8 protein-coding genes, 2 pseudogenes and 1 CRISPR repeat array are annotated in these 15,181 nt (G+C 36.2%); of the genes and pseudogenes, 3 read left to right on the plus strand and 7 right to left on the minus strand.

Features of this window, described 5'->3' with window-relative positions:
* Positions 1-70 precede the first annotated feature (70 nt).
* Positions 71-2,515: a transglycosylase domain-containing protein gene (locus CaldiYA01_RS11665; RefSeq protein ID WP_207179942.1), complete on the plus strand. Its 2,445-nt coding sequence runs from the start codon at positions 71-73 to the stop codon at positions 2,513-2,515.
* Between the two features lie 956 nt (positions 2,516-3,471).
* On the opposite strand, the pseudogene CaldiYA01_RS11670 reads toward CaldiYA01_RS11665, so the two are convergent.
* From CaldiYA01_RS11670 to CaldiYA01_RS11680, 3 genes and pseudogenes are all read right to left on the minus strand, one after another.
* Positions 3,472-4,020 (minus strand): annotated as a pseudogene (locus CaldiYA01_RS11670) (transposase); the annotation flags it as partial.
* A gap of 301 nt (positions 4,021-4,321) precedes the next feature.
* Positions 4,322-5,706, minus strand: a pseudogene (locus CaldiYA01_RS11675) (ATP-binding protein).
* A 91-nt stretch (positions 5,707-5,797) separates the two neighbouring features.
* Positions 5,798-6,895 (minus strand): DUF1848 domain-containing protein, encoded by a 1,098-nt coding sequence (locus tag CaldiYA01_RS11680; protein ID WP_207179946.1) that lies wholly within the window; start codon positions 6,893-6,895, stop codon positions 5,798-5,800.
* A gap of 809 nt (positions 6,896-7,704) precedes the next feature.
* Positions 7,705-9,453: direct repeats of the CRISPR family, unit length 30 nt; unit sequence GTTTGTAGCCTCCCCTTTGGGGATTGAAAC.
* A gap of 47 nt (positions 9,454-9,500) precedes the next feature.
* On the opposite strand from CaldiYA01_RS11680, the gene CaldiYA01_RS11685 reads away from it, so the two are divergent.
* Together CaldiYA01_RS11685 and CaldiYA01_RS11690 are read left to right on the plus strand one after the other, a co-directional pair.
* Positions 9,501-9,749 carry a hypothetical protein gene (locus tag CaldiYA01_RS11685; protein WP_238480540.1) on the plus strand — a complete coding sequence of 83 codons (249 nt, stop codon included), beginning with the start codon at positions 9,501-9,503 and terminating at the stop codon, positions 9,747-9,749.
* A 253-nt stretch (positions 9,750-10,002) separates the two neighbouring features.
* Positions 10,003-10,752 carry an Rpn family recombination-promoting nuclease/putative transposase gene (locus CaldiYA01_RS11690; RefSeq protein ID WP_238480541.1) on the plus strand — a complete coding sequence of 250 codons (750 nt, stop codon included), beginning with the start codon at positions 10,003-10,005 and terminating at the stop codon, positions 10,750-10,752.
* An 84-nt stretch (positions 10,753-10,836) separates the two neighbouring features.
* On the opposite strand, the gene cas2 is transcribed toward CaldiYA01_RS11690, so the two are convergent.
* From cas2 to cas3, 4 genes are read right to left on the minus strand one after another with little or no spacing between them, the layout of a single operon-like run.
* The gene (gene cas2, locus CaldiYA01_RS11695) at positions 10,837-11,100 is read right to left on the minus strand and encodes a CRISPR-associated endonuclease Cas2 (RefSeq protein ID WP_013404366.1); all 264 of its coding nucleotides are present in this window, start codon (positions 11,098-11,100) and stop codon (positions 10,837-10,839) included.
* Between the two features lie 5 nt (positions 11,101-11,105).
* On the minus strand, positions 11,106-12,098 hold the full coding sequence (cas1b, locus tag CaldiYA01_RS11700) for a type I-B CRISPR-associated endonuclease Cas1b (protein ID WP_011915684.1): 993 nt from the start codon (positions 12,096-12,098) through the stop codon (positions 11,106-11,108).
* Between the two features lie 45 nt (positions 12,099-12,143).
* Positions 12,144-12,641 carry a CRISPR-associated protein Cas4 gene (gene cas4, locus CaldiYA01_RS11705; protein WP_013404368.1) on the minus strand — a complete coding sequence of 166 codons (498 nt, stop codon included), beginning with the start codon at positions 12,639-12,641 and terminating at the stop codon, positions 12,144-12,146.
* A gap of 28 nt (positions 12,642-12,669) precedes the next feature.
* The gene (gene cas3 / locus CaldiYA01_RS11710; RefSeq protein ID WP_207179955.1) at positions 12,670-15,093 is read right to left on the minus strand and encodes a CRISPR-associated helicase Cas3'; all 2,424 of its coding nucleotides are present in this window, start codon (positions 15,091-15,093) and stop codon (positions 12,670-12,672) included.
* Positions 15,094-15,181 lie beyond the last annotated feature (88 nt).

A 15,181-nucleotide genomic window follows, 5' to 3' on the forward strand; every position in this document is an offset into this window, starting at 1 on the left:
TTTTCCCAGAATGGTATACATATTTATTTTTGTGGTATAATTGAATAAGGAAAGAGGGGAGGAATATTCGTTGCAAAGCAAAAATAAAAAAACAAAAATACAAACGCCATTTAGGCTTTTTCTCAAAAGCTTTTTAAGAACTACTTTAGTACTTTTGATTGCAAGCATGGCAGTTTTAATTGGTGCTGGTTTTGGAATGGTCACAGGATACATAAAGGCAATACCAGCAAATGCTTTGGAGATAATAACATCTTCTGCAGACACCCAAACAACTATTGTCTATGACCAGAGCGGAAATGAAATTGCCCGGCTTCATGGCAGTGAAAACAGAATAAGAGTGCCATATACTAAGATTCCAAAAAATCTCATAAACGCTTTTGTTGCAATTGAGGATGAGAGGTTCTGGCAACACAATGGAATTGACATTAAAAGAATATTCGGTGCAATATTCAAAAACATAAAAAGCGGTTCTCTTTCAGAAGGCGCAAGCACAATCACCCAGCAGCTTGTGAGAAATAAACTTTTGAGCTTTGAAAAATCTTTTAAACGAAAGATTCAAGAGCAGTACCTTGCCATTCAGCTTGAGAAAAGATGGACAAAAGAACAGATTTTAGAAGAGTATCTCAATACAATTAATCTTGGTAGCGGTGCTTATGGTGTTGGAGCTGCAGCATACACCTATTTTGGAAAGGATGTATCGCAACTGACTCTGGCAGAGTGTGCTTTAATTGCTGGAATTACTCAAAACCCCTCATATTATAATCCATATGTATTTCCGGACCATGCAAAGAAAAAGCAGGAAATTGTTCTTAAAAAGATGCTTGAGCTTGGATATATAACCGAACAAGAGTACTTAGAGGCAAAAAATCAGCCACTTGTTTATGTAAAAAAAGACATCTCTGCAGAAAGTGCATACAAACATCCGTACTTTGTTGATTCTGTGATAGATGAAGCCATTGAAATTCTGGCTGAAAGGAAAAGAATTTCTGAGGATGAGGCAGAAAACTTAATCTATAGCGGCGGGCTTAAAATCTATACAACAATGGATGAAACAATACAAAGCATAATGGAAGATGTTTTTTCAGATCCATCAGTTATGCCAAAAATAAAACACTACGATGCATCAGGAGTACCACAGCCACAGGCAGCAGCTGTTTTGATTGACTTTAAAACAGGTGCTGTGAAAGGTATCATAGGCGGAAGAGGAAATTTAAAAGGTGTTAGGCTTTTGAACCGTGCAACAATGTCTGTGCGTCAGCCGGGCTCTGCCATAAAGCCAATTGCTGATTATAGTTTAGCGCTTGAAAATGGCTATACTGCTGCAACTGTGATTGATGATGTACCATTTTCTGTTGGCAGATACACACCACGAAACTGGTATAAAAGCAATGTTGTATCAGGTAAGCGTGGATACAAAGGATTTATGACAGTAAGAGAAGCCTTGATATGGTCGGCAAACGTTCCTGCTGTAAAGGTTGCATATAATCTGGGAATTCAAAATGTTTATAGAAACTTGAAAAGGTTTGGTTTTACAACTCTTGCACCACAGGATATGAACAGTCTTTCAATTGCAATTGGTGGATTTACCTATGGAGTCAAGCCCATTGAGCTGACTGCTGCGTTTGCTGCAGTTGCTAACAGCGGTGTGTATATAAAGCCCTATTTTATAACAAAAATTGAAGACAAAAACGGTATTACAATATTTGAAAGAACGCCCTATAAAAGAAGAGTAATGGATGAAAAGAATGCATATATACTTACAAATATGCTCCAGAGCGTTGTCACTGCAAGGATAACAGTAGGTGTCAGATTTTCATACCCTGTTGCAGGAAAAACTGGTACCACCGATGATAGCAAAGATAGATGGTTTGTGGGATACACTCCAAATTATGCGCTTGGCGTATGGGTTGGCGAAGACAAGCCTGTTGCACTGAATTATTTAACTGGGACAAATCCGGCACTGAAAATTTTCAAAGGAATAATGGACAGGGTTGTGAGCCAAAAAGGTGTAAGCTCAGAGTTTATAAGACCAGCTGGAATTGTGGAAAGGTATGTGTGTAAAGAGTCAGGCAAACTTGCAACAAGCCTTTGCAAACAAGACCCTCGTGGAAGTCAGGTTATAAAAGAGATTTTTGCTGAAGGCACAGAACCAACAGAGTACTGCGACAGGCATGTAAAACTTAAAGTTTGCACAGAGTCCAAAAAGCTTGCAACACAGTACTGCCCAACAACAATTGAAAAGGTGTTTATAAAAAGAGATAATCCTATTTGGCCAGGTTCTTCAGCTGTCCCACCTGATGATTATATGTACCAAGCACCAACCAGCTACTGTGACATTCACAAAGCACCACAAGAGGTGGTTGTGCCACAGGAGGGCAATACCTCGCAGCAGGAGCAACCTTCTTCACAGAGCCAGCAACCATCATCGGCTGACCAGGGCAGCCAGCAAAGCGTTGAAGAAAGCCTGCCTCTTGAGAGTGGTACAACACAATCAAGCACTTATTCTTCACAGTAGTGAAAGGAAAAATAACATTTTGAAATTTTCATTGAGCAAAACTAAGGTAAAACTCTACGAAGCAAAAACCATACTTTACAAGAAAGGGGCTATCATATTATCTTTGTAAATAGCCCCTTTTTTAATACCATCATCTTTATTTGGTCTATTACAAAGATCATTCTATAAGCGCTGTTACACCATTTCAGTCCATTTTCTGAGCACTCTAAAACTATATTCAAAAAACAATTCAGTCAATTCTTATTTACAAGCAATGATTTACTATTTTGTTATTACATTTATTACCTTTTAAAGCCATGTATTTAGATGAACCTGCGAAATAAAGCTTTTGTATTTACCAATTGTTGTCGACCTGTAATCCCCCAAAAACCCCTGGGGGTCGACAGCAAAAGGTCGTTTTTTTGGCATGTGTTGACCTGTAAGCTTTTGTGGTGTATTATAGAAACAACCTACTGCAGCTTGAAAACTTAACCATTTATTCCTTGCAAGACTCTGAGGACTCTCTACGTGTTTGTAGCCTGCCCTTTGGGGATTGAAACAGGCTTGCAACAAAGTTTTTTAAGCTTATCCTTAGTTTGTAGCCTGCCCTTTGGGGATTGAAACATGTACCCATCTTCTGTTTCTGTAATAACCCTACAAGTTTGTAGCCTGCCCTTTGGGGATTGAAACTCAGTTGTCCCACTCACAAAATATGCACTAACCTGGTTTGTAGCCTGCCCTTTGGGGATTGAAACATACTATCCCACGCTTTTTTGCGCTTTCTCGAATGGTCTGCCAAACCCTAGTCAACCAATCGTGGAAGCCCAGGAAGTTTGCCTTCCACGCCGCTATAGCCCAAGCAATTATGCCTGTAATACCAAGAATAATCCAACCCACGGGACCAAGGCCAATCAACCAAGCCGCTGCCATGCGAGCTACCGACATGAAGTTTTCTACACTGCCCATCATGATTACAAATCAATTTCTTCGAGTGTGTTTTTAACTATTTCCCTTAACTTTTTTTCGAAAGTTCTTGTACTTTTAGCCCAAACAAAAGAATACTTGTTCGCATTAGCTTCAACTTTTGTTTCATCGAGATAATAAAAGTCGAAGTTTACATACCCTAACTCTAGAAGAAGTTTAACTACCTCGGCAAAGATATTTTCAATTGCCTCTCCCAAAATTTCTTTTCTAAATCTGTTGATAGTCCTGAAATCAGGAGCTTGATATTTTGAGAGCCACATAAAAGTAATGTTTTCTCGTAAAGCCCGAGCTATTTTTCTTGATGAATAAATACCTTGTATGTAAGCGTAGATTAACACCTTTAATAACATCAACGGGTGATAACTGCTTGTACCACCACCTTTGTTCTTTTCCATTATGGTTGATATATCTTATTTTATCAATGATTTTATCAATTACTCTGACCAAATGATTTTGTGGGATAAAAGCTTGTGAGTCAATAAGTATCAAAAATTGGTATGAGTTGAATTTTTGAAGATAACTTCATCATGTTTACGAGCTATTGGTTTATTACCAAATGTTATCATTTTTTTGACATATTATATTAAAAATATATCACTATGTCAAAAAAGTAAAATCAAAGGAGCTGTCCATTCATCTTTTTAGACAGCTCCAAGATAGTCCAATTATAACAACTGGAAAAGAAAACATCAAAAGCACATGCAAATTTTGAGTAAAAGAAAATTGCAAGAACTATTTTTACCTGTAAATGTCTCTGAAATTTACAATACATAGTGCTAATATTTTTAAAGTTTGTAGTCCTCATTTCGGAATTGAAATAAAACTGTTATCATTATTCCATTTTTAAACTTCAAATTTACTAATCAATAACACATAAGGATTTTGTATAGCAAAATTTATTACCTCATCTGCAAAACCACTTTTTGAGAATAACACATAGAACTTTTTACGATTATTAAAAATCATACTCTTTTCTATTAGGTTATTCAAAACAGACATATCAACTTTCTGGTTTCTCCATTTGCATTCACCAAACAGGATGTTATTGTTGTCAAATGCTACTATATCAATTTCTTCTTCACGCTTTTTATAAGGATTATTCCCCCACCATTTACCTATATTTTCAAAAATGAAGGGTAATTTTTTTGTCTTGTTTAAAATCTTAAGATAATCCATGCATATCTCCTCATAAACTTCTCCAATAAACTCATTCATAAAAGGTTTAATTTTATTCTCGATAACTTCATCAATCAATCCCTGTTCAATTAAAGTCTTGTTGGTAAAAACAAATCGATACCAGAATCTAAAAAATTATCCTTAATTCTGTAAATACTTTTTCTGCTCTTTGCTTCCAAGAAAAGAGGAGTTACCTTTTCAAGAATTTTTAAATCTATGAGTACAGAAATATATTTTGCACATTTATCAATGTCAGTTCCCACTTTTGCAGATATCTCACTTAATTTACTGCTGCCTGTTGCTATTGCTTCTATTATCGAATTATACAAAGCTGGTTCTCTTACTTCTTGCCTTAAAAGCAGTTTTGGTTCTTCATAAAGATAAGATGACTTGTCCAATATTTTTGTCTTGATGTTTTCGTATATGTCTTTTGTGCTGTCAAAGATACTCAAATATTGAGGAATTCCTCCCAAAACTCCATATGCAATAACCTGATCTTCAAAACTATAATTAGGGAAAAACTCTCTACTTTCAAAAAAACTAAATGGCTCAACTATTAACTGAGCAGTTCTTCGTCCATATAAAGGGCTTTTATAGCTTAAAACTTCCTTTTCGATGAAACTTACAGAAGATCCACAGATAATCAAAAAAAGTTTGGTATTCTTTAGATGATGGTCAATCAAATTTTGCAGAAGTGATAGTATACTTTTGTTTGAATTAACTATATAAGGAAATTCATCAATTACAACAATTAATCTTTTATTCCTCGCTTGCTGTGCCAAAAATATAAATGCCTTCTCCCATGATTCAAATCTGCCCACTAACCCTTCAAGGTTAAAATAAGATAGGACCTTATCTGAAAAAGATTCAAGGTTAATTTTATCATTGTATTCTTCAGCAACAAAGAATATTGAGGGTTTATTTTTGCAAAACTCAGTAAGCAGAGTAGTTTTTCCAACACGCCTTCTTCCATACACAACAACAAAGTGGAATTTGTCTTAATTATAAAGTTTGTTTAATGTTTCAAGCTCATACTTTCTGCCAACAAACATAAAATCACCTACTTTAAAGTTACTAACTCCAGAGTTACTAACTTTAAAGTTAATAACTTTGAAATCAATAAATATTACAACATAGTTTTAGTCAGATTTCTATTGTGTTTTTGATTTTTCTGAGATACTCTAAAACTTTTTCTTCAAGCCAATCGTTAGAATCTTCTTTTGAAAAAACTTCTTCCATAGTACAAAAAGATTGCTGCTCTATTGTTTTTAATTCATTGAATTTCTCCTGAAGAATATTATCTTTCTCAATCTTCCTTGAGCCATCTTTTTCCCTAATTCTTACCTCGTCTTTTTCAAGGTCAAGATAACTGCACAAAAGAGGAGATTTTTCATCATACTTTTCTACATTTTTGATAATTGAATTTCTACTAAAATTCGCATAGCAGTAAGTACAAAAGTGTTTGCAGGTATTGAATATTCCAAGGTCTATGCTCTGAACACACCCGCACGCCTTTCTCTGATTGTTGTCTTTTTTGTATTCTTTATCTTCACAAAAACCTTTTTCTTTTCTGAGTTCCCTTATAAGCTCGCCATCCACACAGTGCGCTTTTTTCAGCCCCAGCTGTTCAATCGGCACATCTTCTGTGCATGTCTCAACACTCAGATTATATCTTTTCCCTATACTGCCTATTGCACCAAAGACATTGTAAAGCTCCTCTACCGAAAGATCCTTTGCATTTATTTTGTTCAGCTCATCCACTGCCTTGCTGTAAAAGTCAACATAGCTTATTATGCACTTTTGAGTGTAAGGTGAAAGCTTTTCGCAGAGCTCCTCAAACTTTTCCTTATGGTAACTAAGCGGCATTTTGTCGGTAATAATTATTGGGTCATATCTCCAGATAACTCTCTTTTTGCCTATCATGTTTGAAAGCTCTATAAAAGTTTGTATAACTTCATCCTTTGGTGGAATATTAGGTTCTATGTCTTTGCCGTAAGGGGTAATTGTGAATTGAAAATAATAAGTATACTCTTCTAAGTACTTTAGCTTGTCTAGAAAATTTTTGGGATTTTTTGTCCAGAAGACTATGGCATCAACATCTTTTGGATGAAGCGACACTGCAAAAACCTGAGTAGGCCTCATGGGATTTCGATACATTGCAAATCCTTCTTTTATTCTGTTTATAAACCAATCGCCGAAAAAAGCTGGGATATCTGTTCTTCTGCTTGCACTTATAATCAACTGTATCATCTCCTACTTATAAATTTTATAATACATTTCAGTTTTTAATTAGAACAAGCTGAATATTCATCCCACATCTCAAAATAGTCTTTTAAGTCTTCAGGTATATTAGAAAAGTCAACCCTGAAATCAGAATGTGCAGCGCCAAATTTAAGACTTGGGTCATCTTAGTATGGAAAGTAATATTTGATTACTGATATGTTATAGTATATCATACTTTGACAATCATAATCACGGATATTGCCATTATTCTTCCTTTTAAAGTGAACTCTTGGAAGGCATTTCTCACAAGTGCTTACTCTCTGATAGGTCGAATTCAAAAAACGAAGACAAACAGGTGAGTGAAATTCTTTTGCAACCCTCATAATATCATACACAAGTAAATGCACTTTTTTCACTCTCCTTCACAGACTGGAAATACAAAAGACATAGGCAATTTTAATATGAGATTTTGATAACTTTAAGGTCAAAAATTATGCGAATTTCATTTATGAACATGAAAATTTGGAACTTTCATTATATTTGATAAATAATATTATTTGTATTTCAGTTTATATTTTCTTTTTTTGTTATAATGTTATTTATGATTTTTACTTTTTGTATTTTCATTTTTCATAACTTTTTTACTTTTGCATTTACCAATTGCTGTCGACCTGTAATCCCCCCAAAAACCCCCGGGGGTCGACAGCAAAAGGAAGTTTTTGACATGTGTTGACTTGTAAGCTTTTGTGGTGTATAATAGAAATAACCTACTGCAGCTTGAAAACTTAACCATTTGTTCCTTGTGAGATTCCCCAAGCCATCTACGGGTTTGTAGCCTCCCCTTTGGGGATTGAAACTTTTTTATATGAGCACTTCAACAATCCTTCTACTTTGTTTGTAGCCTCCCCTTTGGGGATTGAAACTGATGTAGTGCTGATTGTACAGTTTGATAGGATGATTGTTTGTAGCCTCCCCTTTGGGGATTGAAACTGAAAAAAATTTTATGTATATTGAGAATAGTAATTTGGTTTGTAGCCTCCCCTTTGGGGATTGAAACGGTCAAACTTTCTTGTTATCTTGTCAATCGTGTAATTTGTAGCCTCCCCTTTGGGGATTGAAACTTCATCGTTGTAATTCAGCCCTGTTAGTTCACACAATTTGTAGCCTCCCCTTTGGGGATTGAAACTCAAATACATGAATTTTGCCTTTTTTAACTTGTTCATTTGTAGCCTCCCCTTTGGGGATTGAAACCCATCCAGAATAACTATATTATTCTGGATGGTAATAATTTGTAGCCTCCCCTTTGGGGATTGAAACTCCTTTTTTGATAATCTTTACCCTCCAAAACGACTAGTTTGTAGCCTCCCCTTTGGGGATTGAAACTTTCGTTTAACAGCTTTATAATGAGCCAATTTTGTGTTTGTAGCCTCCCCTTTGGGGATTGAAACTAAATCCTGCATTATAAAGCTTTTCTATAAGTTCAATAGTTTGTAGCCTCCCCTTTGGGGATTGAAACTTGAATAAATCGTAATTTGTAACATAGCCTTTTTGTTTGTAGCCTCCCCTTTGGGGATTGAAACAAATGCTTTCTATTCCACGGGCATATTCTTGAATTACAGTTTGTAGCCTCCCCTTTGGGGATTGAAACTCTATTTCCTTTTTATCACCGCGCACATACCAATTGAGTTTGTAGCCTCCCCTTTGGGGATTGAAACTCTTTTCTCATTATTTTTCAACCCTCCATTTCTTTTGTTTGTAGCCTCCCCTTTGGGGATTGAAACAAGTTTTTAGTTATAGTGGCAATGCTTTTAGAGGAGTTTGTAGCCTCCCCTTTGGGGATTGAAACATAACCTGTGCATTTTGATCAGCAGGATTGTTCACAAGTTTGTAGCCTCCCCTTTGGGGATTGAAACACACTACTTAGAGACATGCGCAGTATAGAGTTTTATTGTTTGTAGCCTCCCCTTTGGGGATTGAAACTCAAGACAGTATTATATTAACACAAGCGAAGCAATAAAGTTTGTAGCCTCCCCTTTGGGGATTGAAACTAACTCTGCCATCAGCTGTTTTAAAAGCACCTTCTCTGTTTGTAGCCTCCCCTTTGGGGATTGAAACAATTTACATCCGCACTGCAACCGCACAGCACCTGCGTTTGTAGCCTCCCCTTTGGGGATTGAAACTCAATCACTCTGTCAGTCTTCTCTTTAGCTTCATTAGTTTGTAGCCTCCCCTTTGGGGATTGAAACCATCTGCTGCTGCCATGAGTTTTGCTGCCATTTCCCGTTTGTAGCCTCCCCTTTGGGGATTGAAACTCCTCCCAATTGGCAGGGCCTGGTAGACATCCTAGTTTGTAGCCTCCCCTTTGGGGATTGAAACTGAAAAGCTGAACAGGAATATCAATCGTGCGTACTAATTTGTAGCCTCCCCTTTGGGGATTGAAACAGGCTCAGCTCTGTCAATACTCCCATGTGAAAAGCATTTGTAGCCTCCCCTTTGGGGATTGAAACAAAGTAATTCCCGCTGCCTTCGGATATCCACCACCACCAGTTTGTAGCCTCCCCTTTGGGGATTGAAACACTGAAGCGGAAAGAGAGAAAATCAAGGATATTTGGAGTGATGAAGAATGATGTATGATACTTATTCTTCGCTAAAAGAGTTTATTGATGACTTAAAAGCGGTTGGTGAAATAGAGTTTGAATATAATGACAAGCATTATTCGCTTTTGTATTATGATAAAATCTATATTTGTGAGTATAACAAACCGGAAACTGAGGAAGAGTATGACACCATTGAGGAGTTTTTAAATAACTACAAGATTGACGGAACATCAATTAAAGACTTGGCGACAAGAATCAAAGTGATATTCCACTAACCAACCACCCAACCCAACAGTGTTGAGGTGGTATTTTTATGTCTTCTTGTAAGGGAGTGAGTGTCATGGCTGAGAAGGTTAGCAACAGAGTATGGGGCGAAATCGTTTGTAGCCTTACCGTTGGAGATTGAAGGTGGTAGGAGATTTTGTAGACTCCTCGTTTGGGATTGTAATAAGGTGAATTTTAACCTCTATGTCGGAAATTGAGAGGAAAGGAGTGGATAGCCTTTTCTTTGTGGATTGAAAAAAGAAAGTGATAGTCACTTCTTGGAATCTGAAATATATTCTGATTGAGAACCAGTCAACTGTAAAAAAAGAGATGCAGCAAAAGATTTTAAAGTACATGATAAGTTTATGGGCGGAGGAGATAAGAAAAGGGGTCCAAATCCTGCCAGCAATTATACCGATAGTTGTATACAATGGAATAGGTGAAAGATGGAGTATATCAACCGACCTTATGGAAGCATTTGACATATTTAAGGATGATGTGTTTAGATACAGAGTAGTTGACATAATAGAGCTTAATGTAGAGGAGCTTTTGGAAAGAGAAAAGGATGTACTGCTACCTATAGTGTTTTATCTTGAGCAGGTAAGAGAAGACAGGGGTGAGCTGATAAGAAGGCTTTTAGAGGTTGAGAAGAACTTAAAGAAGCTGAGCAAAAAGAATGTAGATAGATTTTTGGAATGGTCGTATCGCATTATAAGGCCAAGGCTTTCTGAAGATCAAAAGCCAGAGTACGATAGAGTTGCAAGAAGGTTGAAAGAAGGAGGAGTGAATGCCATGGGTGAGTTTATATCAAATGTTGCAAGACTTCTAGATGAGGCAAAGACAAAAGATTTCATGGCAGGTAAACTTGAAGGCAAACTCGAAGGTAAACTAGAAGCCTCAATAGTGTTTGCAAAAAGATTAATAAAAAAGGGGTTTAGTGATGAAGAGATTGCAGAACTTACAAAGCTTCAGATTGAAAAAGTCAAAGAATTGAGAAAATCCATAGTAAATTGAGAATATTTGAACATAAAATAGTAAGTAAGGGTATCCAAAAAGATGATGGATACCCCCTTGAGGTTTCCCATTTATTTTGATTCACTATGTCATAAAATCCACAGGATTTTTTTCAATGCCAATTATTTGCCTTTCTGAGTACCAGGTATTTTGAAATTTGTAGATAATAACCGAATCTTCAGACAAATCCAGTATTCTTTCAAGTTCGAGAATTAGTCTTCTCAATGTCCCCTCTGATATATTTCCTTCAAATACCGAATTTTGTACCCATGTAAGATATTGTCTGCATTTTTTCAAAGCTTTTGCCACCCGTTTTTCATTGACATCATAAACAAGAATCACAAACATAGCTCCTACCACCTTGCAACAAAAGGTTTGTATTCTATATTTTCTAAAAACAACTTCTGAAGCTTATATGCTTCCATCCGAATAAGCCTTTTGTAGCTCACCTGAGTGTTCAATTTTGGATGCATAATGGTTGAGTAAAGCTTTTGGTTGTACTCAGAGATAAACAATTTTTTGCCCTGGTCATTTAGAATAATTCCATTTAGTTCCTTTTCAAAATGTTTTTCGCTCAGCACTTTCTTGTTAACAAGAGAAAAAATTACTCTGTCAACAATTATGGGCTTGAAGATTTCAGAAATATCCAAATTCAAAGAAAACTTACGCTGGTTTGTAGAATGTAGATACCCAATGCGTGGGTCAAGCTGTGTCTGGTAAATCTCTCCAAGAGTTGTAGCATACAAAAGAGAATTTCCAAAGCTAATCAGAGCATTTATCCTGTCAAGAGGTGGATTTTTGCTCCTGCGGACAAATGTAAAATTTTCATCATCCAGTATCTTGTTAAAACACTTATAGTAGATTTCTCTTATATTCCCTTCCAAAGCCATAAGCGTATTTACATCACTGCAGGCGCTTATGTTATGGCGCATTCTTTCGATAGTTTCTATCTCATCTTTTAACATATTTCCACGGGAATTGTAGTACCTCAGAACCACAAGCATGTTCAAAACAGCACCTTCAACAATTGACCTTGCAATGGTTATTCTTTTATTATAGTCGTTGTAAAATTCTACCTGCTTGAGTATCACAATGCCTGAGTTGTAATGTTCGCGCGGGTAGTATGTACCAACGTAGTACTCATACCTGTTGAAAAAGTGTACACATATATTCTTTTCTGTCATGAACTCCAAAAATCTTTTGTTTATGTCAACCTCTCCAAATATAAAAACTGATTCTATCTCTTCAACAGGAAAATATTTTTTGCCCTCATCTGTTTCAAACATGATGGTGTTATCTTTCCTTCTTAAAAATCCTGAATTGAACACATAAAGGTCTTTTTTCACTTCAAATCACCCCGAAAAGTTTTTTGAAGACATTTGACTTGTTTTTCAAGCAAAACAATATTCCCTGTAAGCACACTTTGGACAATATCGGCATGTGGCTGCAGGAGGCGGGCTTTCTTTTTCAATTATCGTTTCAATCTCAGCTATCATCTTTTCCAATTTTTCTTCTTCCTCAGCTGTCAGAACAACCTCTTCCTTTTTTCTTTCCTCTGGATAAAAAAGCACTCCTTTTGCTGAAATTCCTGCTTCTTTTAGAAGCTTTATATAAAACAAAAGCTGATACCTTGATGCTTCTTTGAACCTTGAAGATTTCTTTGTTTCACCAATCACTATCTCATCTTTATCCTGATACAGAATGTCAAACACTGCATTGCCGAATTTTATTTCCTTCTGATCTTTCCTGTAATAATACTCATGAAGAAACCTGCCAAGCACAATGTTATCGTCGTTCTCATCTGGCAAGATGCTATGTGCCATGAGCCACACCTGTCTTTTGCAGATGTTGTAATACCAGATGTAAACACCTGTCATGTAAATATCCATTTTCAAAACACCATCCTGTTTCTTAAACTCAGGCAAAAATAATATGGTCGTTTGGGTCATACACAAATCCTGTCTTAGGGCTATAGTATCGCTGGCAGGATGTGGGTGGCAAAGATAATATTCCTTTCTCTTCATCAAAAATCTGGGCGTATTTTATTGGCACAGAAATTGTATATTCAAAAAGGATATTTTTAAGTTTAAGATAGATTTCTCTTCTTTCGTAATAATCTTTAATGGAAAAAGAGTCTATATACCTTTGATAAGCATCTTCTATTTCTTCATTGCTTCTTATGATAACGCTGACATACCCACCCCGCTGCTGGATAAGACTAAACCTTGAAATTGTGAGTTCTTCCTTTTCCAGAATACTGTCAAACTTTAAAAGCCTTATTGCCTTCAAAAACTCATCAGACTTTTTAAATGATTTATTTTCTTTTATCATCCTGAAATAACTATCAATCAGCATACCATAGTCTTTTTCTTCCACTTCAAGATGCTTCAAAAGAAGTCCTCTTGATATTTCAATTGCCGTGTTGCCATAAACTCTTTTTGCAAAGGTTATGCCACTTTCATCTTTCATGTTTACAACCAGCACACTACCCTGGCTTTTTTCATTGTGCCTGTTGCACCTTCCTGCACACTGGATTATTGAATCAATAGGAGCTATGTCTCTTACTACACAATCAAAGTCAATGTCTACCCCTGCCTCAATCACCTGAGTTGAAACAACAATGGGTTTTGCACCACTTTCTAACATTTTTTCAATTTTCTTTATAATATCTTTTCTATCTTTTGGTACAAGGCTTGCTGAAAGGTAAATAACCTCTTTATTTTTGAGGTTGTTTTTTATGCCATTGTAGATTTGATGCGACTGATTTATGGTGTTGGCAACAATCAAAAACGATTTTTCGTCTTCATATACCTCTTGTAAGAAGAAATCCACAAATTCAGCTACTTTTAAATCGCTGTGGTGATACATAAGCTTTGTTCTGTTAAAAATTGAATAGTCACAAAACCCTGCAAGCTCACAAGCATCTTCGAATATAAGCGGTTTTGTGGCTGTCATGAGAATAATCTTGCACCTGAAAAGCTGTGTTAGTTTCTTTAAAACCTCTTCAACAAGCGGCAAAAGCTCAACATCAATTGCCTGAATCTCATCAAGGAGAAGTACTGAGTCATAAAAAGTATGAAATTTTTTGAGCATCCTGTTTCTGTTCGAAATTAAAGTTTCAAGCAGCTGGACAAATGTTGTCACTACAAACCCAGATGTCCAGTTTTCTATAAAACACTCTGAAGCAACTTTTTCAAATACAGTAATTTCATCTGTAATTTCTTTTAGCGCTCCTTCTTTCCCCCTGAATTCAACATCAGTTAAATGATGGTGTTTTAACAAGTACCTGTCTCTGTTTTTTTCAAAATCTTCTATTGCCTTAAATAGATTTTCGACAACATGGTAGTTTTGGTCTATTATAGAGGTAAACGGAAGAGCATATATTATCCTACCAGACTTTTCCAAAATCTCTTTCAGTTTTAATGCTGCAAAAACTCCTGCCAAAGTCTTTCCTGTACCAGTTGGTGTTGTGATTGAAAATATATCTTTCTCTTTGTTCTTTTCAATATTTGAAAGCACAGCCTCAAACACACTTTGCCTTATTCTCTGCAGATTTTTGTCCTGAGTTGGTTTGATAACTTTGTCTCTTGCCACAATAAGTCTGTCTGACGAAGCATAGCAAGGAAACAGTAACTTGTAATTTGCAGCCGACATCTTGTCTGCCCATATGAGAAGAGAATACAACTTTTGCTGGGCAAAATAAAGCTCAGTTCCATCTTTGAAAGCCTGCGGTATCATACCAATCATGCGAATGCCATATTCAATTCTTTTAAGATATCTTAGGATATCCTCTATAAAACCCCTTTGCTGTGCCAAAAACTTTTCAAATTTGTTGCCAAGTCCAATTTTTTCAAGCAAAGGTTTTATATCTTCAGCGTTGCACCTCAAATCCTCAATCTGAACATAGGCATCATCTATTTTCTGAACAAGGTTTATATCTGCCTTGAAATCTCCTTTAAACTTTTCTGGCAGGTTCTTGCTAATATCCTTGACATCTCCGTGATGGTGAAGAATGCAAGCGTAAATCAAAAGAGATATGACTTCATCTAAAGAAGCTGGGGGGTTCATCTGTTGTAAGCACAGTCCTTTCTTTTGCATCCAGCAAAAGACTCCAAAGATGGCTGATAAAAAACCATGCTGTGAATGCTTGCTTGATACACCGCTAAGATGACTTTGAAAAAATGTTGTAAATTTCCCAAAGTCATGACAAAGACATATAATTTGCAGCGCTTCTTTTTCCCAGTTCTTAAGCTCAACATTTGCCTTCATAGCATAGTGATAAACTTCAAGAAGGTGATCATAAAGAAGCTTATCAGGATTTTTGTGAGAATAATACTCCATACAAATCCCACCTTTTTGACAATATATAAAAACTTTTTTGACAAAACAAGAAAAACGCCATCTGGGCTATCCCCCAAATGGCAAAAGA

This window comes from Caldicellulosiruptor diazotrophicus (genome assembly GCF_017347585.1).
Lineage (GTDB): Bacteria > Bacillota > Thermoanaerobacteria > Caldicellulosiruptorales > Caldicellulosiruptoraceae > Caldicellulosiruptor > Caldicellulosiruptor diazotrophicus.